At 60.4% G+C, this 26435-nt stretch carries 28 protein-coding genes and 1 pseudogene; 16 read left to right on the top strand and 13 right to left on the bottom strand.

The genetic code is table 11. From position 1 onward, the window contains the following. Positions 1-32: 32 nt before the first annotated feature. Positions 33-384, bottom strand: a pseudogene (locus E0F99_RS13725) (hypothetical protein). Positions 385-574: 190 nt separating this feature from the next. On the opposite strand from E0F99_RS13725, the gene E0F99_RS13730 reads away from it, so the two are divergent. Beyond that, positions 575-955, top strand: coding sequence for a helix-turn-helix domain-containing protein (locus E0F99_RS13730; RefSeq protein ID WP_083357129.1), 381 nt, complete (start codon positions 575-577; stop codon positions 953-955). Here E0F99_RS13730 and E0F99_RS13735 read toward each other — a convergent pair. Further along, positions 885-1442: an AAA family ATPase gene (locus E0F99_RS13735; protein ID WP_083357128.1), complete on the bottom strand. Its 558-nt coding sequence runs from the start codon at positions 1440-1442 to the stop codon at positions 885-887. The genes E0F99_RS13730 and E0F99_RS13735 overlap by 71 nt on opposite strands. A gap of 60 nt (positions 1443-1502) precedes the next feature. Between E0F99_RS13735 and E0F99_RS30445 the strand changes: the two genes are divergently transcribed. Then, positions 1503-1679: a hypothetical protein gene (locus tag E0F99_RS30445; protein ID WP_232000129.1), complete on the top strand. Its 177-nt coding sequence runs from the start codon at positions 1503-1505 to the stop codon at positions 1677-1679. A 135-nt stretch (positions 1680-1814) separates the two neighbouring features. Here the strand turns inward: E0F99_RS30445 and E0F99_RS13750 are convergent, their stop codons facing one another. From E0F99_RS13750 to E0F99_RS13760, 3 genes are all read right to left on the bottom strand, one after another. Next, the gene (locus tag E0F99_RS13750; protein ID WP_083357127.1) at positions 1815-3317 is read right to left on the bottom strand and encodes an amidase family protein; all 1503 of its coding nucleotides are present in this window, start codon (positions 3315-3317) and stop codon (positions 1815-1817) included. 98 nt (positions 3318-3415) lie between these two features. Then, a complete protein-coding gene (locus E0F99_RS13755) occupies positions 3416-4108 on the bottom strand; it encodes a hypothetical protein (protein ID WP_232000128.1) in 693 nt (230 codons plus the stop codon). A gap of 174 nt (positions 4109-4282) precedes the next feature. Further along, positions 4283-5341: an MBL fold metallo-hydrolase gene (locus tag E0F99_RS13760; protein ID WP_083357125.1), complete on the bottom strand. Its 1059-nt coding sequence runs from the start codon at positions 5339-5341 to the stop codon at positions 4283-4285. A 123-nt stretch (positions 5342-5464) separates the two neighbouring features. Here E0F99_RS13760 and E0F99_RS13765 point away from each other — a divergent pair, with 123 nt between their 5' ends. The 4 genes from E0F99_RS13765 to E0F99_RS13780 all read left to right on the top strand — a co-directional run bounded on the left by E0F99_RS13765 (position 5465) and on the right by E0F99_RS13780 (position 9520). Further along, on the top strand, positions 5465-6106 hold the full coding sequence (locus E0F99_RS13765; protein WP_083357124.1) for a TetR/AcrR family transcriptional regulator: 642 nt from the start codon (positions 5465-5467) through the stop codon (positions 6104-6106). A gap of 176 nt (positions 6107-6282) precedes the next feature. Continuing rightward, positions 6283-7341 (top strand): diguanylate cyclase, encoded by a 1059-nt coding sequence (locus E0F99_RS13770; RefSeq protein WP_083357123.1) that lies wholly within the window; start codon positions 6283-6285, stop codon positions 7339-7341. 264 nt (positions 7342-7605) lie between these two features. Continuing rightward, positions 7606-8925, top strand: a complete 1320-nt coding sequence (locus E0F99_RS13775) for a methyl-accepting chemotaxis protein (protein ID WP_083357122.1) — start codon at positions 7606-7608, stop codon at positions 8923-8925. 76 nt (positions 8926-9001) lie between these two features. Then, positions 9002-9520, top strand: a complete 519-nt coding sequence (locus tag E0F99_RS13780) for a DUF1003 domain-containing protein (RefSeq protein WP_083357121.1) — start codon at positions 9002-9004, stop codon at positions 9518-9520. Positions 9521-9599: 79 nt separating this feature from the next. Here E0F99_RS13780 and E0F99_RS13785 read toward each other — a convergent pair whose 3' ends face one another. Next, positions 9600-10478 carry a LysR family transcriptional regulator gene (locus tag E0F99_RS13785; protein WP_083360371.1) on the bottom strand — a complete coding sequence of 293 codons (879 nt, stop codon included), beginning with the start codon at positions 10476-10478 and terminating at the stop codon, positions 9600-9602. A gap of 80 nt (positions 10479-10558) precedes the next feature. Here E0F99_RS13785 and E0F99_RS13790 point away from each other — a divergent pair, with 80 nt between their 5' ends. Next, the gene (locus E0F99_RS13790) at positions 10559-11266 is read left to right on the top strand and encodes a CTP synthase C-terminal region-related (seleno)protein (RefSeq protein WP_083357120.1); all 708 of its coding nucleotides are present in this window, start codon (positions 10559-10561) and stop codon (positions 11264-11266) included. Beyond that, positions 11263-11583 carry an antibiotic biosynthesis monooxygenase family protein gene (locus tag E0F99_RS13795; RefSeq protein WP_083357119.1) on the top strand — a complete coding sequence of 107 codons (321 nt, stop codon included), beginning with the start codon at positions 11263-11265 and terminating at the stop codon, positions 11581-11583. Before E0F99_RS13790 ends, E0F99_RS13795 begins: the two co-directional genes overlap by 4 nt. Before the next feature lie 54 nt (positions 11584-11637). On the opposite strand, the gene E0F99_RS13800 is transcribed toward E0F99_RS13795, so the two are convergent. Continuing rightward, positions 11638-11961, bottom strand: coding sequence for a DUF2025 family protein (locus E0F99_RS13800; protein WP_083357118.1), 324 nt, complete (start codon positions 11959-11961; stop codon positions 11638-11640). Between the two features lie 231 nt (positions 11962-12192). Here E0F99_RS13800 and E0F99_RS13805 point away from each other — a divergent pair, with 231 nt between their 5' ends. From E0F99_RS13805 to E0F99_RS13815, 3 genes are all read left to right on the top strand, one after another. Further along, positions 12193-13320, top strand: a complete 1128-nt coding sequence (locus E0F99_RS13805; protein ID WP_083357117.1) for a glycerophosphodiester phosphodiesterase — start codon at positions 12193-12195, stop codon at positions 13318-13320. A gap of 101 nt (positions 13321-13421) precedes the next feature. Beyond that, entirely contained in the window at positions 13422-13727 is a 306-nt protein-coding gene (locus E0F99_RS13810) for a PepSY domain-containing protein (protein WP_083357116.1), read from the top strand. A 183-nt stretch (positions 13728-13910) separates the two neighbouring features. Further along, positions 13911-15083, top strand: a complete 1173-nt coding sequence (locus E0F99_RS13815; protein WP_130908794.1) for a GAF domain-containing sensor histidine kinase — start codon at positions 13911-13913, stop codon at positions 15081-15083. Here the strand turns inward: E0F99_RS13815 and E0F99_RS13820 are convergent, their stop codons facing one another. Next, entirely contained in the window at positions 15084-16712 is a 1629-nt protein-coding gene (locus E0F99_RS13820; RefSeq protein WP_083357114.1) for a methyl-accepting chemotaxis protein, read from the bottom strand. A 260-nt stretch (positions 16713-16972) separates the two neighbouring features. Here E0F99_RS13820 and E0F99_RS13825 point away from each other — a divergent pair, with 260 nt between their 5' ends. Both E0F99_RS13825 and E0F99_RS13835 read left to right on the top strand, forming a co-directional pair. Continuing rightward, on the top strand, positions 16973-17995 hold the full coding sequence (locus tag E0F99_RS13825) for a transporter (RefSeq protein ID WP_083357113.1): 1023 nt from the start codon (positions 16973-16975) through the stop codon (positions 17993-17995). A gap of 793 nt (positions 17996-18788) precedes the next feature. Beyond that, on the top strand, positions 18789-20405 hold the full coding sequence (locus E0F99_RS13835; protein ID WP_083357112.1) for an inorganic phosphate transporter: 1617 nt from the start codon (positions 18789-18791) through the stop codon (positions 20403-20405). Positions 20406-20528: 123 nt separating this feature from the next. Here the strand turns inward: E0F99_RS13835 and E0F99_RS13840 are convergent, their stop codons facing one another. The 3 genes from E0F99_RS13840 to E0F99_RS13850 form a co-directional block, all read right to left on the bottom strand. Next, the gene (locus E0F99_RS13840; RefSeq protein ID WP_083357111.1) at positions 20529-21503 is read right to left on the bottom strand and encodes a 5-oxoprolinase subunit C family protein; all 975 of its coding nucleotides are present in this window, start codon (positions 21501-21503) and stop codon (positions 20529-20531) included. After that, complete coding sequence (locus E0F99_RS13845; protein ID WP_083357110.1) at positions 21500-22378, bottom strand: 5-oxoprolinase subunit B family protein; 879 nt, start codon at positions 22376-22378, stop codon at positions 21500-21502. The genes E0F99_RS13840 and E0F99_RS13845 overlap by 4 nt, the downstream gene beginning before the upstream one ends. Positions 22379-22465: 87 nt before the next feature. Then, positions 22466-23224: a 5-oxoprolinase subunit PxpA gene (locus E0F99_RS13850; protein ID WP_083357109.1), complete on the bottom strand. Its 759-nt coding sequence runs from the start codon at positions 23222-23224 to the stop codon at positions 22466-22468. Between the two features lie 230 nt (positions 23225-23454). Between E0F99_RS13850 and E0F99_RS13855 the strand changes: the two genes are divergently transcribed. Continuing rightward, positions 23455-24372, top strand: a complete 918-nt coding sequence (locus E0F99_RS13855) for a LysR family transcriptional regulator (RefSeq protein ID WP_083357108.1) — start codon at positions 23455-23457, stop codon at positions 24370-24372. Here the strand turns inward: E0F99_RS13855 and E0F99_RS13860 are convergent. Continuing rightward, positions 24369-25205 (bottom strand): LysR substrate-binding domain-containing protein, encoded by an 837-nt coding sequence (locus E0F99_RS13860; RefSeq protein WP_408003435.1) that lies wholly within the window; start codon positions 25203-25205, stop codon positions 24369-24371. The genes E0F99_RS13855 and E0F99_RS13860 overlap by 4 nt on opposite strands. On the opposite strand from E0F99_RS13860, the gene E0F99_RS13865 reads away from it, so the two are divergent. Next, positions 25116-25823: an SDR family NAD(P)-dependent oxidoreductase gene (locus E0F99_RS13865; protein ID WP_408003428.1), complete on the top strand. Its 708-nt coding sequence runs from the start codon at positions 25116-25118 to the stop codon at positions 25821-25823. The genes E0F99_RS13860 and E0F99_RS13865 overlap by 90 nt on opposite strands. A 50-nt stretch (positions 25824-25873) precedes the next feature. After that, the gene (locus E0F99_RS30860) at positions 25874-25996 is read left to right on the top strand and encodes a hypothetical protein (RefSeq protein WP_269457881.1); all 123 of its coding nucleotides are present in this window, start codon (positions 25874-25876) and stop codon (positions 25994-25996) included. Here E0F99_RS30860 and E0F99_RS13870 read toward each other — a convergent pair. Then, on the bottom strand, positions 25987-26427 hold the full coding sequence (locus E0F99_RS13870; protein ID WP_083357106.1) for a multidrug/biocide efflux PACE transporter: 441 nt from the start codon (positions 26425-26427) through the stop codon (positions 25987-25989). The two genes, E0F99_RS30860 and E0F99_RS13870, sit on opposite strands and share 10 nt — an antisense overlap. Positions 26428-26435: the final 8 nt, after the last annotated feature.

A 26435-nucleotide genomic window follows, 5' to 3' on the forward strand; every position in this document is an offset into this window, starting at 1 on the left:
CTGTATAAATTGGTCAGCATTGAGTGTGCCCATTAATCGAGGAGGGGTCGCTCTTCAACCCACTCAAGCTCATAGGGCTGGATGATGGCCTGAAGGCGTTTCTTCGCTGAGCATCGCCAGCTCGGCATCGGTCAGAAGGTCGTGACGCACCATCAACGCCAGACACGAACAGGCCCACGAGCGACTGTAATGGTCAAACATATCGGCCATGTCCCTGTTGCGGTCGTGAATCACGCCGTACAACATTCCGTAGCGGGCATGAGCGGACAGCGCACCGTGCATGCTGATGGTCTTGGCGTCGGCCAATACGCCCTGGCAAAAGCGGTCGAGGGCCAACGCCCTTAAACTTTTGAATTTCTTCCAATCGTTTTCAGAAATAGACATTACGCCTTCCTCTGGTCAGCCCTATCGCATCCCGGATTTTCCTATTGATACATGAGCGCTGCAACCTCCTGAGCTCATCATGGAGGCCGCAGGGGTAGCCATGATAAAAAATCCAGTTGATGAGCGGTCAAAACAACTGTACAAAAACACAGTATAGTTTGCCCTCCCCCGTCGAACCTGGAGAAACCCCATGTCCTCTCTGGCAATGAGCTCTTTCGTAGAACAGCAGATCGTCCTGCATCAATTCACCACCAAACACAGCGTGCAGGCCCGCGCGATGCTCGGTTGGAGCCGCGAAGAACTGGCCCGACAAGCCGGGTTGGCAGTGGAAGCGGTACAACGCTTTGAAAGCCAGGGTGATGTGGATGATGAAACCCGCCTGGCATTGGCTTTTAGATTGGAGGCTGAAGGCTTGGTGTTTTTCCCAGGGTTTGCGCCGGGCTGGGGCATGAGTGCGCGCCGGTTTGACGCCCCCCCAACTGAGCCCGCTGCGCAAGGCATCATTTCGCGGCTGATGAGTTCAACAGCGGCATCAGTTGATTCACCAACGCCTCAGCCGAATGGTGCGTAGAGTCCAGCCGGATCACTGGACAGGTCAGTGGCTTCAGCCAGCTTTCATGCCGACGCAGGCTGCGTAGGCTGTGGTTGCCACCCTCGTAACGGGCAGCCCAGGCGAGGAAAGCGACGCTGTTTTCATGGCGACTGCCGCCTTCAAGAACTCGCTCGCCGTAGCGCTGAATTTCCCGCAACTGCAAGCGGTGCAGGCGAACGTGCGGGTCCACACGCAGGAACGTCACATGGGTGAATTGCGCAATCATGGCATCACCCCATCCGCACACTGAGCCGGAGAGTACCCAGCCTTCGAGGTCGGCGCTCTGTTCCTGTAGCAGCCGGGTGCGCTCATCTCGCAGCCGAGCGACGGTGAAGGGCTCTGCGGTTGGCTGCCAATAGAAATCGTCGGAGTCGAAGTAAGCGACATTCAGGCGTTCGGCCAGGGCTTTGCCCAAGGTCGTGGTACCTGCGCCCGCAGCGCCCAGGATGTGAATTTTATAGCTCATGGCGTCCCTCCGAGGCATTGAGTGTAATCCGTTGAGGCATCAGGCCTGCAATTGCAGCGCATGGCGCATCATGTGTGGCAGCCGGCCGAAGGCGCACAGGAAGGCGCGGCGCCTGCGCTCGGGGTCACCCAAACCGAATTCTGGGATGTCGCGGGCCTGCCGGTGAACAACCTGCCAGAGACGATGGTGATGAGCATGGAAAACCTGGGAGAGGCCGCCTTGGCAGGCTTCACTTAGGGGGAGAAGGTCACCATCGCGTCGCTGCCCGACAGCCTGAATTGGGGTGCCTACGAAACTGCTCGCTTGGCGCTGGGCCCTGACCTGTCGCACCGCCGCCCCGCTGCACGGTACGGCGTTTAACCGTTAGGCCGATCAAAGCTCAGGTTGGGTAGTCGCCTGAGCCGCCTGCTCATACCCATAGGCCATGGCCAGCAAGGTGGGCTCGGTCCAGCGGGTGCCGAAAAAGTAGGCGCCGGTCGGCAGGCCATCATCATTGGTCCCGGAAGGCACAGTAATGCCTGGGTAACCGGCTATTGCCACGCCGAAGTAAGTGTTGCTATCAACGTCCGAAACCATGGCATCCAGGTTTTGTGCGTTGATGGGGTCATCCACCGTGCTGCGAAAATCCTGGATAAGCTCGTCCCAAAGCGTCTTGCGTTGCGCCGACGTCAGAGTGGCCGCGCTGACTTCCTCAAGCACTGGCTGGTGATCCGCCACGGTGCCATCACGGTCTTCGTTGAACTTGATCAGCTCAGTCAGCGACTTGACCGGTAACCCTGTGCGCTTGGCCAGGTAGCCATTCAACGCCTCCTTCACGTCCGAGAGCAGTACTTCGCCGTAGCGTGAAGCGTCCGCCAGTCGCAGGTTGACCGGTACCAAAATAGCGCCCTGCTCGCGAAGCACCTGGAGTGTCTTGCGAAATAGCGTGCTGTTTTCCACCGGCAGGTTTTCACCGTTTGCGGTAAACGTCTCGGGATAGCCAATCCGCTTTCCCTTCAAGGCGTCAGGCACCAGCAGTTGGGTGTAATCAATACCTTGCGGGGCGCCCAGGCTTTCGGGATCGCGGGGGTCACTGCCCGACATCGCATTGAGCATCAACGCGACGTCATAGACCGAGCGCGCCATGGGGCCAGGGGTGTCTTGGCGCTGGCTGGCGGGAATAATACCGTTGCGATCCAACAGCCCGAGGCTGGGCTTGAGCCCTACCACCCCGTTGAGTGCCGCCGGTACTATAATCGAACCGTTGGTTTCAGCGCCGACCGCCAAGGGCGCCAGCCCGGCAGCGACCGCGGCGGCTGACCCGGAGCTTGAGCCGCCGACGTCGGCGTCGTGTTTATACGGATTGCGTGTTTGCCCGCCCCGGCTACTCCAACCATCAGGGCCACCGCGAAAGCCCGCAAGTTCAGTCATATTGGTTTTACCCAGGATCACCGCGCCCTGCTCGATCAGGTAATCGACAAGCGGCGCATTCTTGTCGGCCGCCGCGCCTACAAGTCCAAAAGCACCTGCACTGGTTTGCATACCTGTGGTTTCGATGGTGTCCTTGAGCAAAATGGGGACGCCATGCAATGGGCCACGAACGTTGCCATTGGCCCGCTCGCGGTCCAGCGCCCGCGCGCTCGCAAGCGCCTCGGGGTTGGTTTCGATGATTGAGCGCAGTTGGGGGTCCAACTGGCGGATACGCGCTTGCAGGTAGCTGACCAAATCAACCGAGGTAAGCCCGTTCGGTTTCGCCATTTGCTCGCCCAATTCGCGAACACTGGCGTACTCAGTACCCGGGGGGACGGGTTTCGCATCGGCAGGTGAATGCCCCCTGGTCAGCGGCTGTGCTCTGTGCCGAATGATCGAATACATGCCATAAGCAACGCCCAACATAAGGACTCTCCTGAGTTGCGAATTCACGAAGGATCAAGGTTGATCCGTTCGCCATTCTAAGAACCCCAGCCCGGTGCGGACGTTAAGACCGCAGCTAATCACATCGTAGGAGGGCTCAGCACACCACGTAGTTGCCCTTGACTGCCTGACGCGCCAGCGCTGATATGTCGATAGGCACACAACAACACCGGCAACGCATCACGTGACCATCGTGCGCCATAAAACCAGAGCTTCGTGCCATCCTCAAACGGTTCGCACAGCGATGGATACCCGCTTATGCAAGCCCGATGAAACGCGGCACTCTGGTCGTCAGACACCAAGGCATCAAGACGATGTTCGGTCACGAGGTGGTCGATTTCATTACGTTGCAGGGTAAATTGGAGGCCGTGATCTTCACGTCGCGCATCCACCGCCACCAAGTGCGCACCGGCCTGGCGCAGTATGTCGAAGGCTCGATACATGGCTGCGCGGTGTTCGAGGGGTTCGCCATGATCACCACGCACGTACCGGTCAGCAAAACCGATACGCCACCCCGCCAGCATCTGGGAGGCGGTGAACGTGGTGTTATTGAGCACCAAGGGGACTTCCACCAACACCGGGCCGGTGGGGTCGATACCACTCAAGGCAATGAGTGATAACGCAGGATCCTGTACGGGCCTCAACGGCGGAGCCAAGGTGTTATAACCGGGAATCAGTGGGACGCTCCTCTGATGCTCGGCACTGAAGACGACACTGCCCTGGTTCGTTTTGTCAGCTTGAGAAGGGACGGCATTGAGCACTTCGCCGACCATTGACTGCGAATCGCCTAAGTGACAAGGCATCCCTAGGAACCAACGTGTCCTACAATCTTTTTCCATAGAACCTGCACCCCGAGAATAAATTGCCCGGGATCATCGCACCGTCATCTGACGTTTGTCGCAAGGCTGAAACACCCTGAAAACTCATTTTTCCAGGGCCCACGCTCGTCAGCCCGCAGCGTGCTCTTGCGCACCTTGAGTTTCCACGTCCAGCCACCACGCATGACCGCGCTCAGGCTGGTTCAAGCTGAACGCCTGACCCATCGCCGGCGTGGTAATCGACACGTTGCGCTCCCAGGCCAGGGCCATGATGCGGTCGAACGGTTCGTGCCAGGCGTGGAACGCCAAGTCGAAGGTGCCGTTGTGAATCGGCAGCAACCAACGCCCCTTTAGGTCGATGTGTGCTTGCAGGGTTTGTTCCGGCTGCATGTGCACGTGCGGCCAATCGACGTTGTAAGCACCTGTTTCCATCAGCGTCAGGTCAAACGGGCCGTAGTGTTCGCCAATACGTTTGAAACCGTCGAAATAACCGGTGTCGCCGCTGAAAAAGATTCGCCGTGCGCCGTCGATCATCACCCAGGAACACCACAGGGTCTGGTTGCTATCAAACAGGCCACGCCCGGAAAAGTGCTGGGCCGGCGTGGCGACAAAACGAATGCCGTCCACTTCAGTGCCTGCCCACCAATCCAGTTGCCTCACTTTGCTGGCGTCCACACCCCATTTGATCAGGATGTCGCCTACGCCCAGCGGGGCGAGAAAGTAGCGGGTTTTGTCGGCCAGTTGCACCACGGCCTTGTGGTCAAGATGGTCGTAATGATTGTGGGAAAGAATCACCGCTTCCAGTGGGGGCAGGTCTTCCAGGCTGATAGGTGGCGGGTGGAAGCGCTTGGGCCCGGCCCAACTGAACGGTGAGGCGCGCTCGGCGAACACCGGGTCGGTTACCCAGAATTTACCGCGCATTTTCAGCAAGACGGTGGAATGCCCAAGGCGGAACACACTGTGATCGGGAGCGGCCAGAAGCTGCTCACGCGTCAGCGGTTGCACCGGGACCTTGCCCACGGGCCGCGTGCTGCGTGGCTTGTTGAAAAGCATGTTCCAGAAAATCCGCAACGTTTTGCCAAAGCCCCCGTGTTGCACCGGGGCTTCGTTGCTGAAATATCCTTGCTCCTGATCGGCAGGCTTGCGTGCCGTTGGCGCTGGATCGAGTCGGCTTGAAATCGTGGCCATTGTTGAGTGACTCCTACATTCCGCCCTTATAGTTACACTGCACAGTGTAGTTTCTAGATTGCAACAAAACCCGGAGCAAGTAAACTACCGAGTGTAATTTTCCCTTAGAGCTGAATGCTATCCATGACTGCGCCCCAACGCCTCACCGACCGTAAACGCGAAGCCATCGTGGCCGCGGCTATCACCGAGTTTCGGGCTAACGGGTTCGAGGTCACCAGCATGGACAAAATCGCTGCCACCGCCGGCGTTTCCAAGCGTACGGTGTACAACCACTTCCCCAGCAAGGAAGAGTTATTTGCAGAAATTCTCCACCAACTGTGGGCCAGCAGTGTTGCCCAGTTGGACCTGAGCTACGCCAGTGACCGCCCATTGCGCGATCAATTACGCGGCTTGCTGCAGGCGAAAATGCAGATGATGTCGGACGCCAACTTCCTCGACCTGGCCCGTGTCGCGATTGCCGCGACCATTCATTCGCCGGAACGCGCGCAAGACATGGTCAACCGCCTGAGCAAGCGCGAAGAGGGTTTTACCCTGTGGGTACGCGCCGCTCAGGAAGATGGCCGCCTCAACTGCACCGACCCGGCCTTCGCGGCCCTTCAGATACAAAGCCTGCTCAAAGCTTTCGCGTTCTGGCCACAAATCACCCAGGGCCAACCGACGCTTGACGACGCCAGCCAGGCTGACGTTATCGAGTCGGCTATCGACCTGTTCCTCGCCGGCTACGAAGTCAGCGCTTCCCGCCCGCAGCAAAAGCCGGTTGCATGAGCGACATTCCAGGTCGTTTTTAACCCATTTGCACACTGCATTGCACAAATGGCCTGGAAGGACACTGATTATTCCTACGCGAATAACTGACAATATTCACAACTATTATCCGATCAACGGTTCTAGCCGCTGACGCACGCTGTCGTATCTGCAAAAAAGAGCTGACCCGGAACATTATGGAAAACAGACGAGGCAAAGGGCTTTCATTTGCCAGGCGTATCTACAAGCCAAGGATCATCGGCCTGGGTATCGGTTGTATCAGTGTCGTCGGCGCCCTTTACCCTTTGGCTATGCCGGGTTGGGTCTGGGCGTTCCTGATATTCAATGGCTACGCTTGGGCGCATGTGGCCTACCAGCTATCAACGCGCTCACAGTTTCCCTACCAGGCTGAACAGCGCAACTTACTTTATGACTCGCTGTTCGGCGGCTTCTGGGCGGCGGCTACCCAGTTCACGCCGCTGACGGCCGTGACCATCTTGTCGATGATGACCATGAACAACGTCGCGGCCGGCGGCAAGCGCCTGTTCCTTCGCGGGGTGCTGGCGCAGTTCGTCGGTATCGGGGTCGCGTGGGGGGTGTTCGGGATCAAGTTCAACCCCAACGTCGGCCTAGCCCAGGTCTACACCTGCCTGCCCATGTTGATGCTCTATCCAGTGGCCATCGGCATGGTCTGCTATCAGTTGGCAATCAAGTTGTCGGAACATAAACGCGCGCTCAGCGCCCTGAGCCGCACCGACAGCCTGACCGGCTTGCTTAACCACGGGTCCTGGAAAGACCTGTTGCACCTCAAATTCCACAAGTGCCAACAGCAACAAAGCCACGCCACCATCGCGCTGATCGATATCGACCACTTCAAGCAGATCAATGACACCCACGGCCATATCGTGGGTGATGCAGTGCTGCGGCAACTTAGCCTGGAGTTGCGCAGAGTCCTGCGGGAAAACGACTTGGCCGGCCGTTACGGAGGTGACGAGTTCTGTGTGATTCTTCCGCAAATGCCCCTGGAGGTAGCCGCACAGGTCATGGAACACATGCGCGAAACATTCAGTAACTATCGCAACCCTCACATCCCCGAGCTGCACGTGAGCCTGAGCATTGGCCTGGCTGACTTTCAACCGTCCTTCAGCGATGCCGCAATGTGGCTCAACGCCGCGGATCGTGCGCTGTATGCCGCCAAAGACACCGGTCGCAACCGAGTCAAGGTCAGCGACTACGTGGTCGCCCACTCGGCCTAAGTCGTCCTACGGCATCTCGTCTGAATGTTCCGCCGCTGCGTCGCCGCGATAGCATAATGCCGCCATTGGTCGCATAGCCCATAAGATCGCGGCCGTTGCGGCGAACTTCTTGGCCGGCCGATCACTCTGAGTCCGTTGTTCAACCCCCCTCTGTCGGCACAAGGAAGCTGACAATGAGCACGTCAACCGTAAGGCTCAGCGCCCTACGGGGGCAGGCGCATATTCATGGATACCTCAGACGCGTGCTTCCCCGAGCTCTCGAACATGCTATTCAACGCCCATAAAAAAACCATCAACACCCTGCAACACACCAACGCCCAACAAGCCAGCCTGCTGGATGCCATCGAGCGCTCCATGGCAGTGATCGAATTCGACCTGCAAGGCACGGTATTACGGGCCAACGACAATTTCCTCAAGACCATGAGCTACCGCGCCGAACAAATCGCGGGCCAGGCCCACCGGATGTTCTGCACGCCCACGTTCGCCCGCAGCGCCGAGTACAACCAGCTGTGGACGCAGTTGCGCAATGGCCACTTCCAATCGGGCACCTTTGAACGGGTGGCCGGCGACGGCCAGTCGGTGTGGCTGGAAGCCAGCTACAACCCGGTGCGCGATGAAGCCGGCCAGGTCATCAAAGTGGTGAAGTACGCGATGGACGTCACCCCACGCCTGCAGGCCGAAAGCGAAGCCAACGCCAAGCTGGGCGCCATCGACCGCGCGATGGCCGTGATCGAGTTCAACCTCGACGGCACCATCCTTACCGCCAACCCGAACTTTTTACAGCGTATGGGCTACAGCCTGGCGCAGATCCAGGGCAAGCATCACCGCCTGTTCTGCAAGCCGGAGTTGGCCAGTAGTGCCACGTACGCCGAGTTCTGGAAACGCTTGAACCAGGGCGAGCTGTTCAGCGGCCAGTTCGAGCGCATCGACAGAAACGGTCAGACGGTCTGGCTCGAAGCCAATTACAACCCGGTGTACGACGCCAGCGGGCGACTGTGCAAGGTGGTGAAGTTCGCCTCCGACATCACCGCCAGAGTGCAGCAACACGCCGCCGACGCCGCAAGCGCAGCGCAGGCTTACCACATCTCCCTGAGCACCCGTGACATCGCCGAAAAAGGCGCCGATGTGATCCAGCAAACCGCCACTGGCATGCGCGAAATTGCCGCCGACATTGAAGGCTCTTCGCAACTGATCGCCAAGCTGGGCGAGCGCTCGCAACAGATCACCGCCATCGTCAACACCATTCGCGGGATTGCCGACCAGACCAACTTGCTCGCACTCAACGCCGCCATCGAAGCCGCACGCGCCGGCGAGCAAGGCCGCGGCTTTGCTGTGGTCGCCGATGAAGTGCGGCAGCTGGCAGCGCGCACCAGCGGCTCGACAGCGGAGATTTCCAGCATGATCGCGATGATCCAGGAGCAAACCCGCCAAGCCATCGACAGCATGGAAGGCACCCGCGACCGCGCCGCACAGGGCGTGGAGTTGGCCAACCAGGCGGGCACGGTGATCTTGCAGATTCGCGAAGGCACCGGCGAAGCCGTCCAAGCGGTGAGTGCGTTTGCCAATGAGCGAGGCACCAGCTGACCCGATCTTCATGTGTCTGGCCTGGCGGCTCGGTCTATAGTGCTGATTGTCTTTACGCTCAGGATTCGAGCCCGCCATGCCCCCAGACAAACCAGAAGCTGCCCCCGTCGATCACCTGCGTTTCCACCGTGTTCACGCCCACCTGACGTCGACCTTCGGGAACGACACATTTGCCCTTAAAGCCGAAGCCTTCGCTCGGTTCTTCGGGACGCCGACGTTCCTAGGCGCGCAAACCGTGATCGTGTTGGTGTGGATCGTGCTGAACATAACCGGCATCACCCACTTCGACGTGTACCCGTTCATCCTGCTCAACCTCGCCTTCAGCCTGCAAGCAGCCTATGCAGCGCCGCTGATCCTGCTGGCCCAGACACGCCAGGCCGCCCGCGACAAAGCGCAGTCCGAGGCCGATGCGCAACACCGCGAAGATATCGCCATTGCTAACATTGAGCGCCAGGCCCAGGCCGCGCAAACCACCCAACAGCTGCTGGAATTGCTGGAGCAGAACACCCGCCTGACGGAATTGACCAAGCAACTGACCGAGCGTATCGAGACCCTGACGTGCGAAATGCATGATCAGTTTGTGCGCAAACCCTGAAAAAACAGCGGGCTTGCGCACACAACCTCTGTGGCAAGCCCGCTCGCCACAGTAATCCCACTGGCCAAAAAAGCGCTGTTCACGGCAACCGCACATGCCGCCCCAGCTCATCAAATAACGTCACCACCGACCGCAGCGCCCGGCAGTCTGGGCGCGTGAGCAGCCACAGCGCGGTGTCACGCCCGGCCAATGCAGGGCCCAGTGGTTGCAGGCCATCGCCCAATAGAAAGTCCGGCAGTGCCGCCACGCCCAGCCCCGCGCGCACCAGTTCGGTGACCGACAACATACTGTTGCAGCGATAACTGGGGCGTACGCCCGGCAAGTGCTCGCGACGCCAAACAACGCTGGGGTGATCGGGCAGGAAGTCATCCGGCGCGATCCAAGGCAGGTCGGCCAACTCGTGGCCGTCATGCTGACGGGCGAAACCGGCACTGGCACACACCTGATAGTTCACCGTGCCCAGGCAACGGCCAACAAGGTGCTCCGGCGGTGTCTTGGTCAGGCGCAGGGCGATGTCCGCATCGCGACGGCTGAGGTTGGCGAAATCATTCGACGTGCTCAGCTCCAGGGTCAACGCCGGATACCCGGGCATAAACTGCGCCAGCGCCGGCAGCAGCAAACCTTGCAGCACCGAATCGGTACAGGTCAGGCGCACGGTGCCACTGATCACTTCACCGCCCTGCTCCACGCCAATGCGCGCCGCTTCCAAGGCCTGTTCCGCGCGCTCGGCCTGTTGCGCCAGGTTGCTGGCCAAGCTGGTGGGCAGGTAACCGGCGCGGTTTTTTTCAAACAGCGTCTGGCCCAGGGCCGCCTCCAGCCGCCGCACGGCGCGAAACACCGTGGACACATCCACCCGCAACAGCGCCGCCGCTCGCGCAAGCGTGCCGCCGCGCACCAAGGCGAGGATCAGCGAGAGGTCGGGGTAGTCAATTTGATAGTGCGTGGCTGCATTGAACATATGGGCAAACGCCAATACTGATTGCATGAACGCCAATCTATAGTGCCTATCAGGACACAACAAGCCATGGGACGTACACGATGAAAGCCAGCACCCTGCAACTCGCCCTGATTGGCGATTACAACCCTGACGTGATTGCGCACCAGGCCATTCCCGTGGCGCTGCAACAGGCAGCCAACGCCCTGAACCTGAACGTTCACGTGCAATGGCTCGACACAGACTCGATCACGCCCACCACTGAACTGCAGACCTTCGACGGCTTCTGGTGTGTTCCCGCCAGCCCCTACCGCGACACCGACGGTGCATTGCGGGCGATTGGTTTTGCCCGCAAGCACAAGCGGCCTTTGCTCGGCACGTGCGGTGGTTTTCAACATGCGGTGCTCGAATATGCCCGCAACGTACTGGGCTGGGCAGATGCCGAACATGGCGAGATGGCCCCGGACGCAAAACGCGCGGTGATCGCACCGCTCAGTTGCGCGCTGACAGAGGCGACTGACACTGTGCGTCTGGCGCCTTACACCCGTATCGCCGAGGCTTATGGGACGCTGGATATCCACGAAGGTTATCGCTGCCGCTACGGCATCAACCCCGAGTTCGCCAACGCACTGCTCGAAGGCGACTTGATTCCAAGCGGCCACGATTCGGCGGGCGATCTGCGCGCCGTGGAGTTGCTGGATCACCCGTTTTTCGTCGCCACCTTATTCCAACCCGAACGCGCCGCGCTCAAGGGCGTCACACCGCCGTTGGCGGTGGCCTTGCTCAAGGCCTGTCAGGAGATGGCTGGATGATCGCCAAGACACCCGCAGCGCCCTACTACGCCGTGATTTTCAGCTCGCTGCGCACCGAGGGTGATCAAGGCTACGCAAAGGCTGCCGCCCGCATGCTGGAACTGGCGCACGAACAACCGGGGTTTCTCGGGGTGGAATCGGCGCGCGAGGACGGTTTGGGGATCACGGTGTCCTACTGGGAGAGCGAGCCAGCGATCCTGGCCTGGAAGCAGCAGGCCGAGCATCGCCAAGTGCGCGAGCAAGGGCGCGCCACCTGGTACTCGGCGTTTCATACACGCGTGTGCAAAGTGGAGCGGGCCTACACCTTCCAAAATTGAAAAGCTGCCCGCTCCCACTTTGGGGATCTCCACCGTGCAGCGTTCTTCTATGAATTAACTGACCAAACTACGCAACGCGCTGATCTGCGGGATCTCCACCCGGCGCATATACGCGCGCAACGGCTCGGTGATGTTGATGCGATCGTCGATGTTTTGGTCCAGCAGCAATTGCAGGCGCTCGCGCGACAGGGTCATGGCGTGGTCGGCGGCCGGCAGCCAGACAAATTCGGCGGTGGGAATGATGCCGTCATCGGCCACGTCCATGCCGAAGGCGTCTTCGCTGAAACGTACGATGTATTGACCGGTTTTGCGGTTCAGGCCGACAAAACCGTGGAGCTGGTCGGCGGCCTGGCAGATAAGTTCGGACGTGATGCGCATGGTAAACCTCACTGAAAAGCCCCACAGGGACTGGAAAGATGGTTTACACGCGTGGCAGAAACTACAGCCCTCTAACGGGGCAGCTCGGCCAAGAATACTGCAATGGCGCACAAAAAAACCCAGAAAAATGCCGCGTAAGCACCTTAATGTCGGTTTGGTGATAGCGCCGCTCGCAATCAATTGTTAAAAAGGATGCCTTCTCAAAGTTACCTCCACGAAAGGACTTCGCATATGCCTGTCACGTTTACCAAGAGCGCTTTGCTGCTCGCTCTGATGCTCGGCCTCGGCCAGGCGCAGGCTGCCGACCCGATCAGCCCGGCTGAGTTGGCGACAAACGAAGGCATTCCGTACCCGGCCGTCATCGCCCACCGTGGCGCGTCCTACGACGCCCCCGAATCCACCGCCGCGGCCTACAAGCTCGCCCGCGACCTGGGCGCGGACTACCTGGAAATGGACCTGCAGCGCAGTAAAGACGGCGTGCTGTTCGCCCTGCACGACAACAACCTGCAGCGCACCACCGACGTGGCCACCAAGTTCCCGGAGCGCAAAGACGCCCCGGCCAACGAATTCACCTGGGCCGAATTGCGCACCCTGGACGCCGGCAGCTGGTTCAACACCGCCTACCCAGACCGCGCGCGCCCTGCGTTCGTCGGCCTGAAAATCCAGAGCCTGGACGAGATCATCAAGATCGCCGAAGGCAACCCGCAGCACAAACCCGGCCTGTACATCGAAACCAAAGAACCCAAGCAATTCCCGGGCATCGAAGCCGACCTGAAAAACAAGCTGCTGGACAAGGGCTGGTTGAGCTCCGCTGGCTCCAAGCTGGGCAAGAGCAACACCGGCGTTGGCCAAGGCAAGGGCCGGGTAGTGCTGCAAACGTTTGAAAAAGACAGCTTGAAAGCGCTGCAAAAAGAAATGCCCAACACCCCAAAAATCCTGCTGTTGTGGGTTGGCCCAGGCAGCATCGAGCCGAAATCCGCACAGACGTTCGCCGAGTCCGGTGAACCGACCAAGGCCGCTTACTACGCCAAGCAAGAGCCGAAGGATGCCGCCGAGTTCGAAAAATGGGTCGACGAAGCCAAGAGCCTCGGCGCCATCGGTACCGGCCCATCGGCCGAGCTGACCCACCACGGCGACCAGAGCTACACCGACCTGGTCAAACCTGAGATGAACAAGCTGACCCACGACAAAGGCCTGCTGGTACACGTCTATACCGTCGATGAGCCGGTGGACTTCGAGAAAGTGATGAAAGCCGGCGTCGATGGCATCTTCACCAACCGCGCCGCCGAGCTGCTGAAGTTCTACAAGCGCTGGCCGTCGTCGAGTGTGCAGGACCTGCTGCAGGACAACGGTTACTAAGCGTCAGGCCGTAATAGGTGCCCGTGCGCCATTAAGGATGAATTAAGTTGCGCCCGTTAATCTGGCGCCACTTAAACAGCTCACCCAGAAGGACACACACGATGAAAACCCTGACTGCCTTGTTCGCCGCTACCGCCCTGACCCTGACTGCCGGGCTGGCCCAAGCGGATGTTCGTCCGGATCACATTGAAGGTCTGCTCAAATCCGGCGCCGTGATGCCCTTCGAGAAACTCAACGCCAACGCCGTGGCCGCACACCCAGGCGCCAACATCACCGACACCGAGCTGGACCACAAAAACGGCGTGCTGGTTTACGAAGTTGACGTCACCGACACCGCCGGCAAACGCTTTGAAGTGAAGCTCGATGCTAAGACCGGCGCGGTGCTGCAAACCAAGCAAGACACCTGAGTCAACCGCAAAAAAACCGCGTCACTGTTTAAGTGACGCGGTTTTTTTATGCCTGCTCGAAAACCAAGCGCAGGAAAGTACCCACCTGGTTAATGAAATCCCCCCTACAACGTGCAAGGTCGCTAGAATCCCACTCATTGGCCTGGGCACACCGCTCACCTCCTTGCGTAACGAGATCGCTGCATGGCGCAGAAAGCCGTCGACATCGCCACCATTGGCCGCATCAGTGCCGTCCCCGCGATGCTCAAAGTCATCAGCGACATGACCGGCCTGCGCTTTGCCGCCGTGGCCCGGGTGACCGACAAGACCTGGACCGCCTGCGCCGTGCTCGACCAACTGGAGTTCGGCCTCGGTGTGGGTGGCGAGCTGGACCTGACCACCACGATCTGCCACGAAATTCGCGGCTCCCACGTGTCGGTCGTGATCGACAAGGCCAGCGAAGACCCGCTCTACTGCGACCATCACACCCCGCGCATGTACCAGTTTGAAAGCTACATCTCGGTGCCGGTGTTCCGCACCGACGGGCGCTTCTTCGGCACTATTTGCGCGCTGGACCCCAACCCCGCACAGCTGCGCAGCAGCACGATCCAGTCGACCATGGAGTCGTTTGCCCGGGTGCTGTCCTTGCAGATCGAAGCCGAAGAAACCTTGCAAACCACCCAGGCGCAATTGCAGGAAGAACGCGGCACCGCCGAGCTGCGCGAGCAGTTCATCGCGGTGCTTGGGCATGACTTGCGCAACCCGCTGTTCGCCATCAACTTCGGCGCCGAGCGGTTGCTGCGCAAATACCCCAACCCGGCTACCGACCCGCTCGTTCGGCACATCCTCGCCAGCGGCCGGCGCGCTTCGCAACTGGTTGAAGATGTATTGGACTTTGCCCGTGGGCGCATGGGCAGTGGTATTGCGCTGAATATCGCCGATTGCAAGGGCCTGCGCGAGGCGCTGCTGCATGTGGTGTCGGAAGTGCAAAGCGTGCACCCGCAGCGCGTGATTCATGCCCAGATCGGCAACCTTGACGGGGTCAGAGGCGATCGCGATCGGCTGGCACAGTTGCTGTCCAATCTGGTAGCCAATGCTGTCCATCACGGCAGCAAGGATGGCCCGGTGGACGTCACGGCGCTGATCGAGCATGACCATCTCAAACTGTCGGTGAAAAACGCCGGGCAGATCCGCGAGCAGGCCTTGCCCCGTTTATTCGAGCCCTACTCACGCCCGCTCACCCAAACGCCCCAGGCGGGCCTTGGCCTGGGGTGGTATATCGTCAAGCAGATCGCCCAGGCGCATGGCGGTGAACTGAGCGTGGCCACCGACGAGCAGCACGGCACGGTGTTCACCTTCAGCCTGCCGACGGGCTGATCAGGCGCCCAAGCGCGCCGTCACTTCGTTCAGCTCAGCCGACAAACCACGCAGGTTCTGGCTCGCCGCTTCAGTGCGCTGCACATTGTCCATGTTCGCCGTGGCCACCGTGGTGATCTGGGTGATATTGCGCGAGATATCCTCGGCCACCGAAGTCTGCTCCTCTGCGGCGGTGGCGATCTGGCGATTCATGTCACGGATTGCCTCCACGGCCTGGGTGATGTGGTTGAGCATGGCTCCGGCCTGGGAGACTTTTTCCACGCTGTCATCGCTGCATGACTGGCCGCTGACAATGGCCTCGGCCGCATCCACTGCACCCGTTTGCACCGCGTGAATAATCTGGTTGATCTCGATGATCGACGCCGCCGTGCGCTGCGCCAGGCTGCGCACTTCATCGGCCACCACCGCAAACCCACGGCCTGCCTCACCCGCCCGCGCCGCTTCAATCGCGGCGTTGAGCGCGAGCAGGTTGGTCTGTTCGGCGATCCCACGGATCACCTCGAGCACCTTGCCGATGCGCACGCTGTCGGTTTCCAGGCGGCGGATGATGGTGCCGGTGTTGAGGATTTCATTGCGCATCTGGCCGATGGTGGCAATGGTGACTCTCATCACTTCCCCGCCTTCGCGGGCCGAATGATCCGCCTCGTCGGCGGCGCGCGAGGCACTGGCGGCGTGGCGTGCAACTTCTTGGGCCGTGGCGGACATCTCGGTCATGGCCGTGGCCACTTGGTCAGTGCGGTTGAATTGTTCGTGGGTGCCGTTTGCCATCTGCCCGGCAATCGAACTCAACTCGCCGCTGGCGCTGACCAGGTCGGTGGCGCTGCGCTGCAAGCGGCTGAAGGTTTCAGCAAGGAAGTCACGCAAGGTATTGGCGGCGGCGGCCAAGTGGCCCAGTTCATCCTGGCGGCGGCTGGCGACGCGCTCGGCAAACCGGCCGCGGCTCAGTTGCGTCACATAGTCGATCAAGCTGCGAATCGGCAGGATCAGGTTACGGTTGATCAACCACAAGCTGAACAGGCCGATCAACACGCCCGACAGCAACATGATCGCCAAGCCCACCATGACCGTGCGCTCGGCATAAGCGCTGATGGCTTGGGATTGCTGGCTACCCTGCGCACGCAGGTCACTGACCAGGGTGCTCATCTGTTCACTGGTGGCCCGGTCGACACCTTTGACGGCGTTATCGCCGGCAGTCGGGTCGCCACCCGCGGCTACGTAGGCATCGCGGCCCTTTTGATAGGCCGCACCCAACTGCAGGTGTTCCTGGCGCAGGTTGTCAATGCGCCGGCTCAAGGCTGGGTCATCTTGGGTCTGGGTGACCAGCCGCGTCAGGATGCCCTGCACATCGCGCTGCCGGTCCTGGAACTGGCCCCAGTATTTCTCCAGGTCTTGGGGCTGTTTGCCGCGTAGCAGGACGTTTTTCCACTCCTGCACTTGCACCTTGAATTGCAGGTTGGCTTCATCAATCAGTTGAGACGTGAGCAAGGGCCCGTCGATCAAACTGCGATAACTCTGTACCCCGTTGGAGAGGAAGTTGAAACAGGCCAGGGCGATCAACAACATCGCAAGCAGACTGCCACCGAGCAGCGACAAAATTTGTGCTCTCAAGGACGTGCGCAAAATATTCATGGAGGGATGCCTCAAAACAAGGAAAAGGTGCAAGCACGCCATAACGTCCCTGTTATCAAGGCTCAGCCCATTCGCAGCGGTCCTTATGCCTTGAGTCGGCCGTTCCAGAGGCTTCTTGAACGATCTCAGACCGTCGGTGAATAAAATGTCATTTCAGCGAAACCAACCGTAAGCCGTCACAATTTTGTCAAATTTCCTTGTAATGATTCGCCCACGCGAACCTGTGAAACGTCCTACAGGCGCTTTCTCTGCGAGCCTACATGAACCACAGCATCGACCACGGCCATCAGGATCCGGACCTGTTTGGCCTGCTCTACGGTTTTCGTTTTCGCCCCGGTGAAAAAGGCGAGCAGATTGATTCGGCCACCGCACTGGCGGCCTTGCAGGCGCCACAAGCCCCAGAAGAATTCCTCTGGTTGCACCTGAACCTCGCCCACGCCGCGTGCGAACGTTGGATGCAAACGCACTTGTCATTGCCTGAGGAGTTTTTTGAAGCCTTGCACGAAGGCTCGCGCTCCACGCGTATCGAGCACGTTGACTCGGCCTTGCTGGCGGTGGTCAACGACGTGGTGTTCAACTTCAGCAGCATGGTTTCCTCGGATATTTCCACGCTGTGGGTGTGTGCACGCAGCCGCTTGCTGGTGAGTGCGCGCCTGCAACCGTTGCACTCGGTGGACAAATTACGCTCGTCGGTGAAGGCCGGTGAACGCTTTCGCTCGCCACTGGAACTGCTGGTGCATTTGTTGCGCGACCAAGGCGAAGTGTTAACGCAGATCGTGCGCAAGACCAGCCTCAGCGTCGACCATATCGAAGACCAGTTGCTGTCCTCGCGACTGTCCACCAACCGTACCGAACTGGGTGCCGCGCGCCGGGTGCTGGTGCGCTTGCAACGCCTGCTGGCGCTTGAGCCAGGCTCGCTGCTGCGCCTGCTCAATCGCCCGCCACAGTGGCTGCAAAAGGAAGACGTGAAGGAGTTGCGCAAATCCACCGAGGAGTTTGCGCTGATCATCAACGACCTGACGGCCCTGGGCGAGCGCATCAAGTTGTTGCAGGAAGAGATCGCCGCCAACCTCAACGAGCAAAGCAACCGCACGCTGTTCACCCTCACGGTGGTGACGGTGCTGGCGTTGCCGATCAACATCATTGCCGGTTTTTTCGGCATGAATGTGGGGGGCGTGCCGCTTTCCACTGACCCGCAAGGGTTTTGGATTCTGGTGGCGTTGGTGGCGACGTTTACCTTGATTGCCGGGCGCTGGGCGTTTCGCAAACGCAAAGATTACTGACCTTGGAATGCAATCAAACTGTGGGGGCGGGCTTGTGTGGGAGCGGCGGTGCGACGACTCGACTTGCTCGCGAAGGCGGTGGGTCAGCCAGCTCATGTGTAACTGACCCACCGCATTCGCGAGCAAGCCCGCTCCCACATTGGGATCTCATTACATCAGCTAGATAGGGTGGTGCTCTGCTTCTGCTCTGCTTCTGCCCTGCTTCTGCTCTGCTTCTGCTCTGCTTCTGCCCTGCTTTTGCTTCTACCACTCAGGTCGGCTACTAGGCCGCCGTGCTCTTGCTTTTGATCTTGATCTGAGGCGCCCCGTTAAACCACGCTGGCCGAACGCAGGCTTGAATCCGTGGGTAACCCGGCAGGACGCCGGGTTAGCCGCGCTGGGCCAAGGATGGCCCATCGCGGCGGCCCACGGATTCAAGCCTGCGTGCGGGCACACCGAGCCTAGGCGAGGTGCCGAGTGGTGGGGCAAAGACCTTTTGCTTACTTTTGGGTCTTTCCAAAAGTGAGCCGCTGTAAGAGCGGAACCCTACTAAGCCGTTACCGCAGCAACGGATATGTACTCATATCTACCTAAAAACCCCGTCAAAAGCTTAGCCCAACACAAAAATTTGCGTAGATACCCATGGCTATCGCAGGCAAGCCAGCTCCCACATTGATTGCACTCTGACATTAGTTTTGCGGGGGGTTGTAGACCAGTGGCACACCCAATGCCCTAAACACTGACTTACCGCAGCATCTCTGTAACATTCTGCAATGATCATCAACGACATCCTCCTCACACTGGATGCTCCGGCATGGCCACCCCTTCCCTGACTGCCTCCACTAGCGCCTCACACGCAGATCCCAAACCCCGGCTGGACAAGAAACCCGGCCTGGTGACGGTGATCATGTTCTTCGCCGTGCTTGCCATGGGCCTGTTGTTCACCGCCTACAGCTTGATGCACGACATGCACGAACTGGGCACGGTAGTGACCACCTGGACGCCGTTTCTGCTGCTCGGCGTGGCGCTGTTGATCGCCCTGGGTTTCGAGTTCGTCAACGGTTTCCACGACACCGCCAACGCGGTGGCCACGGTGATCTACACCAACTCGCTGCCGCCGCAATTTGCGGTGGTGTGGTCGGGTTTTTTCAACTTCCTCGGCGTGCTGCTGTCCAGCGGTGCGGTGGCGTTCGGCATCATTGCCTTGCTGCCGGTCGAGCTGATTTTGCAGGTGGGTTCCTCGGCCGGTTTCGCGATGATCTTCGCCTTGCTGATCGCGGCGATCCTGTGGAACCTCGGCACTTGGTGGCTGGGCCTGCCCGCATCGTCTTCGCACACCTTGATCGGCTCGATCATCGGCGTCGGCGTGGCGAATGCCCTGATGCACGGGCGTGAAGGCACCAGTGGCGTCGACTGGAGCCAAGCGATCAAGATTGGTTATGCGCTGCTGCTGTCGCCGCTGATCGGCTTCGCCTTTGCCGCCTTGCTGTTGCTGGCCCTGCGCGCCTTTGTGAAAAACCGCTCGCTGTACAAAGCACCGACGGGCGATACCCCGCCGCCTTGGTGGATTCGCGGCATGTTGATCCTCACCTGCACCGGCGTGTCATTCGCCCACGGCTCCAACGATGGCCAGAAAGGCATGGGCCTGATCATGCTGATCCTGGTCGGCACCCTGCCGATGGCCTATGCGCTGAACCGCACCATGCCCGCCGAGCAGTCCTTGCAGTTTGCGGCGGTGGCCGAAGTCACCCAGGTGGCACTGATGAAAAGCGCGCCGCAAGCCTTGCCGGGCGACCCGCGGCCGATTCTTTCGACCTACGTGCGCACTAAGGAAGCCACGCCGGAGCTGGTGCCGGCCCTCGCCGCCCTCGCCGGTCAGATCGGTGATGAAGTCAAAGGCTACGGTTCCCTGGCCAAAGTCCCCGCCGAAGCGGTCGGTAACGTGCGTAACGACATGTACCTGAGCAGCGAAACCATTCGCCTGATGGACAAGGGCAAAGTCGGCAACTTCGATGCCGACACCCAAGGCAAGCTGCAATTGTTCAAGCAACAGATCGACAACTCCACACGTTTTATTCCGCTGTGGGTGAAGATCGCCGTGGCCATCGCCCTTGGGCTGGGCACCATGGTCGGTTGGAAGCGCATCGTGGTGACGGTGGGCGAGAAGATTGGCAAGACGCACCTGACGTACGCCCAAGGCGCCTCGGCCGAGACGGTGACGATGCTGACGATTGGTGCAGCGGATATGTTCGGGTTACCGGTGTCGACCACCCATGTGCTGTCGTCGGGTGTGGCCGGGACCATGGTGGCCAATGGCGGTGGGTTGCAGATGAAGACCATCCGCAATCTGCTGATGGCCTGGGTGCTGACGTTACCGGCGGCGATTCTGTTGTCGGGCAGTTTGTACTGGCTGTTCACCCAACTGTTCTGACACAACACAGATCAAACTGTGGGAGCGGGCTTGCTCGCGAATGCGGTGTGCCAGTACCGAATATGCTGGCTGACACACCGCCTTCGCGAGCAAGCCCGCTCCCACATTTGGCCCTATGTGTTTTTAGGTATTGAATAAACTGGCCATTATTTTCAGCCGCTTCTTGTACACCCGCCGCGCCTCCAACGCCTCCTCCAGGCTGACCGCCACAAACCCCGCCCGTTGATTCGGCTGCATCTGCCCGATCACATCCAGGTCCGCACTGATCACCGTGCCAATCATCGCGTAACCACCGCCCGACACCGCATCCCTGTGCAACACAATCGGCTCCAGCCCCGCCGGCACCTGAATCGAGCCAATCGGGTAGCAACTGTCGACGATGTTCGACGGATCCGAGCCTGCGCCAAACGGTTGCTCGCGGGGCTGAAAGCTCAACGCACTGCCGCCCTTGAAGCGATAGCCGATACGATCCGCCTCCGAGCCCACCGTCCACGGCTCGGCAAAAAAGCTGCTTTTCGCGCCGTCAGTCAGCCGGTCGTAATACAGCCCCGGCACCACGCGCAACGTCACGTCGCCGCCGACTGAGCGACGCAAGGCCATCGGCAAACTGTTGCCCGCACGCCCCTGCCCGCTGGCCTCGCCGATCGGCAGTTGATCACCTTCCTGCAAGCGTCGCCCCTCAAACCCACCGAGTGCGCCCAGGGTGTAGGTCGAGCGGCTACCGAGTACCAACGGCACATCAATGCCGCCCGCCACCGCCAGATAAGTCCGCGCGCCCGCCTTGGGAAATTCAAAGCGCAGCACCTGCCCGGCGCGTACCTGGAAGGCGGTGTCCTGGTGCACCACCTCACCGTCCAGGCGCGGCGACATCAGCGCGCCGCTGAGGGCCACCAACGCGTCCTGTTGAAACTGCAACTCGGGGCCAATCAACGTGCATTCCAAGCCCGCCGCGCCGAGTGGGTTACCCACCAAATGGTTGGCCGCACTCAACGCATACTGGTCCAGCGCACCCGAGGGCGGAATGCCCAGGTGGTAATAGCCTTCACGGCCAAGGTCCTGCACGGACGTGGCGAGGCCGGGTTTGAGCACCTTGATCATGCCAGCGCCTCCTGCAGGGTTTTCGGATAGCCGATGGGGTCGGCGAGAAAGGCATCCAGGGAAAATTCCACCGGGCGGATGCGCAGCTCGAAACGCCCCGCGTCCACCTCGGCAACCGCCAGGTCATAGGCGTTACGGTCGATGGGTTTGAACTGCACGATGTCACCGGGGCGGAAGAACACCATGTGTTCCTTGAGGTACGCCAACTGCTGCGCCGGGTCGTAGATCGGCGCCGGGGTCACGCCGAACATCTGGTAGCCACCGGCGCCGCGTACTGAGTAGATGCAGCCGAAACAGCCGCCATGGCCGAGGGTCAATTTGGGCGTGTCGGTGCGCGGGCGCAGGTACTTGGGCACCTGCAATTGCCGCTCGCGCTCGACCATCTGGAACATGAACGGCAAGCCCGCGACAAAGCCGACCATCGACACAAACCACGGCGCGCCACTGTGGGCGGCGATAAACGTGTCCACATCGGCGAGGCCGTTGATGCGCGCGGCGTACTCCAAGTCAGTGCCGCTGGGGTCTTGATGACGGTCGCGAAAACGCATCAGCGTTTCATGGGTCCAGGGGTCGTTGTAGAGCACCGGGATTTCGATGATGCGCGTGTGCAAGGTGCGTTCGGCCACCGCCAGGGCTTCGGCGCTTTGCACCGCGTCGAGCAGCACATGCGGCGCGATGCGATCGGGGTCGAAGCGAATCTGGAACGATGCATTGGCCAGGCACACGTCCAGCACACCGTCCAGCGCCAGGCGCTCCACGGCGCGGGTCACGGCCATGCCTTTGAAAAAAGCCTGCAGGGACATGCTGTCGCTGACCTCGGCAAACAGGTGTTCATCAGCGCCGAAGCTGTAGCGGATGGGGGACGTTTGAGCCATGTCTGTTCCTCTTGGAATCATTGTAGAAAGGCAGGCAAAAAGGGCTGTTTCAATCTTATTGGGGAGCTCTCTTATTGGAGAACTCTCTTATTGAAGAGCTCTGACTTCAATGCCCGCCTGGTCCAAGGCTTCGCGGGTGGCTTCCACCAGTTCCAGGGCGCCCGGGGTGTCGCTGTGCAGGCAGATGGAATCAAATTCGATCAGCAGGTCTTCGCCTTCGACGGTGCGCACCCGGCCTGTCTGACAAGCACGTAAGACCCGCACCGCGACCGTTGCAGGGTCCAGCGCACGCACGTTACGGGTAAACACGATGGAGCCGCTCAGATCGTACTCACGGTCGGCATAAAACTCGCGCACCACCGGCTGCCCGAGTTCTTTGGCGACGCGCCAGATCACCGAGTTGGGCATGCAGTACAGCAACAGTGTCGGCTCGATGAGTTGCAGGTTTTGCACCAGCAATCGTGCGGCTTCTTCGTCGCGAGCCAAGTGCATGTAGAGCGCGCCGTGGGGTTTGATGTGCTGCAGGGCCACGCCTTGGGCACGCGCGATTTCGCGCAGGGCGCCGAGCTGGTAGAGCATGTCGTCCACCAGTTCCTGGGCCGGGGCATTGATATGCCGACGGCCAAAGCCCACCAGGTCGCGAAAGCCCGGATGCGCGCCGATGGCCACGCCCAGTTGCTTGGCGCGCGCGACGGTGCGGCGCATGGTGCCGGGGTCGCCGGCGTGGAAGCCGGTGGCGATATTGGCTGAGCTGATGTATGCCATCAGTTCCGCGTCGACGCCATCGCCGATGGTCCAGGGGCCAAAGCCTTCGCCCATGTCTGAATTGAAATCCACTGCCTGCATTGGGGCTGCTCCGCCAAAGGGTGATGGCTGAAAGTAGGCTGACGCTTGACCCCTTGGGAAGATCTATTATCAGATGGGCTATCTTCTGAAAATCAGATACACACAGATCGTTCCTATGCTCCGCGTGGGAATGCCTCTTGTGACGCTCGGCGTCACGCATTGGGATGCAGAGCGTCCCTGGGCTGCATTTCCACGCAGAGCGTGGGAACAATCTGTTATCGGAGCGTTGAATGTCATTGACCTTGCGCCAAATCCGCTACTTCGTCGCCACGGCCGAGATCGGCCAGATTTCCCAGGCGGCGATTCACCTGAACATCTCCCAGTCGGCGGTGACCACGGCGATCAAGGAGCTGGAAGCCATGCTCGGTGTGCAACTGTTTGTGCGCTCGGCCCAGGGCATGAACCTGACCGACGCCGGGCGGCATTTTCTCAACCGTGCCTATGTGATTGTGCGCAGCGTGGACGACGCGCTGAACAGCCCGCTGCCGGACTACCGCGCCAGCGGCGTGCTGCGGGTGGCGGCCAGCTACACGGTGCTCGGTTATTTCCTGCCGCACCACCTGCAGCGCATGGAGCACTGGCACCCGGACGTGAGCATTGAGGTGTTCGAGCAGGAGCGCCAGGCCATCGAACACGGTTTACTCAACGGCCAATTCGACATGGCCGTGGTGCTCACCGCCAACCTTACTCACGCGGATATCGTTTCCGAGATCCTGTTCAATTCGGAACGTCGCCTATGGCTGCCCAGCCACCACCCGTTATGTGAACGCGGTGCTGTGAGCCTGGCCGATGTGGCGCAAGAACCCTACATCCTGCTCACCGTCGACGAAGCCGAACACAGCGCCATGCGTTACTGGGAACAGGCCGGGCAAACGCCAGAGGTGCGGCTGCGCACCAGCTCGGTGGAGGCGGTGCGCAGCATGGTCGCCAATGGCAGCGGCGTGGCGATTCTGTCAGACCTGGTGCACAGGCCCTGGTCGCTGGAAGGCAAGCGCATCGAGACGCTGACCGTGACCGACCCGGTAATGCCGATGAGCGTGGGCCTGGCCTGGCACCGCGAGCGTGCATTTACCCCGGCGATGCAGGCGTTTCGGGACTACTTCCACGATGCCTTCCTGGCACCGCAGCAGTTGTCGGCGCGGCGTTAAATCTGGGCTTGCAGCGTGGCGGCCAGCCAGTCCATAAACACCCGCACCCGTTGTGGCAGGTGCCGTTGCCCGGCATAGAGTAACGACACATCCAGCGCTGGCGCCGGGTAGTCAGGCAACACGGCCACCAACTCACCGCTGTCGAGTAAGTCGCGAATCCCCAATACCGGCACTTGAGTAATGCCAAAGCCGCCCAGGCACGCCGACTTATACGCGTCAGCGCTGTTGACCGTGACCCGCCCGGCCATCGGCACACGGTGCACCTTGTTGCCGTGCTGATATTCAAACCCCGCCGAACGTGAACCCAATGGCCGCACGTAATGCACCAACTGGTGATGCGCCAAATCCGCCAAGGTCTCGGGCCGGCCATAGCGCTGAATGTATTCGGCGCTGACACAGTTGATCATCGCCATGCTGCACAACAACCGCGCCACCACCGACTGGTCGGGCTGCGCGCCCACGCGCAACACACAGTCGAAACCTTCGGCGAGCAGGTCGACCTGGCGGTCGGTGGTGCTGATTTCCAGCTCGATCAACGGGTGTGCGTGCATGAATTCGGGCAGGCGCGGCAGGATCAAGTCCCGCGCCATCACGTTGGGCATGTCCACGCGAATGCGCCCGCTGAGTTGCGCTTCATCCTGGCGAAACAAGCCTTCAAGTTCCTCCATGTGTGCGAGCACATCCTTGCTGCGCTCATACAGCACGCGCCCGTCCTGAGTGGCTTGCACCTTGCGCGTGGTGCGTTGCAGCAGGCGCGCGCCGAGCAGTTCTTCCAGCGCCTGCACATGCTCGGACACGGTGGAGCGCGGCAGGCCCAGGCGGTGGTTGAACAGATTGAAGCCTCGGGTGGCCGCGCCGCCATGCTGCAATTGGATGTCAGCCAGAGCGGCTGCTTCAATGCTTTCGTCGGTCAAGTCGCCACGCTGCTCAAGGATGTTTTCGCACAGGATCACTTCAACTTTCTGATCAACAACGCCGGTATCGGTGCCCACGCCAGCTTTGCCGACACCACCGAAGAACAGTTCGACCACCTGGTGGCCATCCACTTCAAGGCGCCGTTCTTCCTGACGCAAAAACTGCTGCCGCTGATCAGCGACGGCGGGCGCGTCATCAATATCTCCAGCGGTTTGGCGCGGTTCAGCCTGCCGGGGTATTCGGCCTACGCCTCGATGAAGGGCGCGGTGGAAGTGCTGTCGCGTTACCAGGCCAAAGAGCTGGGCCCGCGCGCGATTACCGTAAACACCCTGGCACCCGGCGCGATTGCCACCGACTTCAGCGGCGGCGCGGTGCGCGACAACCCGGATGTGAATGCAATGGTCGCCAACAACACTGCGCTGGGCCGTGCCGGTTTGCCGGACGATATCGGCGGGGCGATTTCGAGCTTGCTGGCCGATGGCAGTCACTGGATCACCGGGCAGCGCATCGAAGCCTCGGGCAGCATGTTTCTGTAGGCATTGCGCGCTGGCATCAATGCCTACAGATCGCTGACAGGCAATCACCGATGAGTTTTGATCCCGGTGTGGCCGGCGGCATGGGGGTGTTCGCCGCCGTGGTCGACAGCGGCAGTTTTGCCCGCCGCCAAGGTGCGGGCGTTTCTGGATTTTGTCGCGGCCCTCAAGCTTGACTAACCAGGCGCCGCTGTACGAACTTTTCCCGCAGCACGTCGTAGCCCCAGTGATACACATAGGTGTACGGCAGGAAGAACAGCAGCACGCCGATGTCGAGGATGAACGCCTGCATCAGGCTGATATTCAGCCACGCCGCGATCAACGGTACGCACACCAGAATCAGGCCGCCCTCGAACATCAGCGCGTGCAGCACTCGGGTCCAACCATTGTTGGCCAGTTTCCAGCGCGCCTTCAGGCGGTCGAACAAGCCGTTGAAGATCACGTTCCAGGTCAACGCCATCAGGCTGATCGCCAGGGTGACCATGCCCATTTCCAGAGCGGGCTTATCCATGATCCACGCCAGCAACGGGGTGCAGATCAACAACGCCAGCACCTCAAAACCAATGGCCTGGCAAACACGTTCAGTAATCGACTTGGTAGGGTTCATGACCCGGC

Origin of the sequence: Pseudomonas antarctica (assembly GCF_900624995.1) — a bacterium.
Taxonomy (GTDB): Bacteria; Pseudomonadota; Gammaproteobacteria; order Pseudomonadales; family Pseudomonadaceae; genus Aquipseudomonas; species Aquipseudomonas antarctica.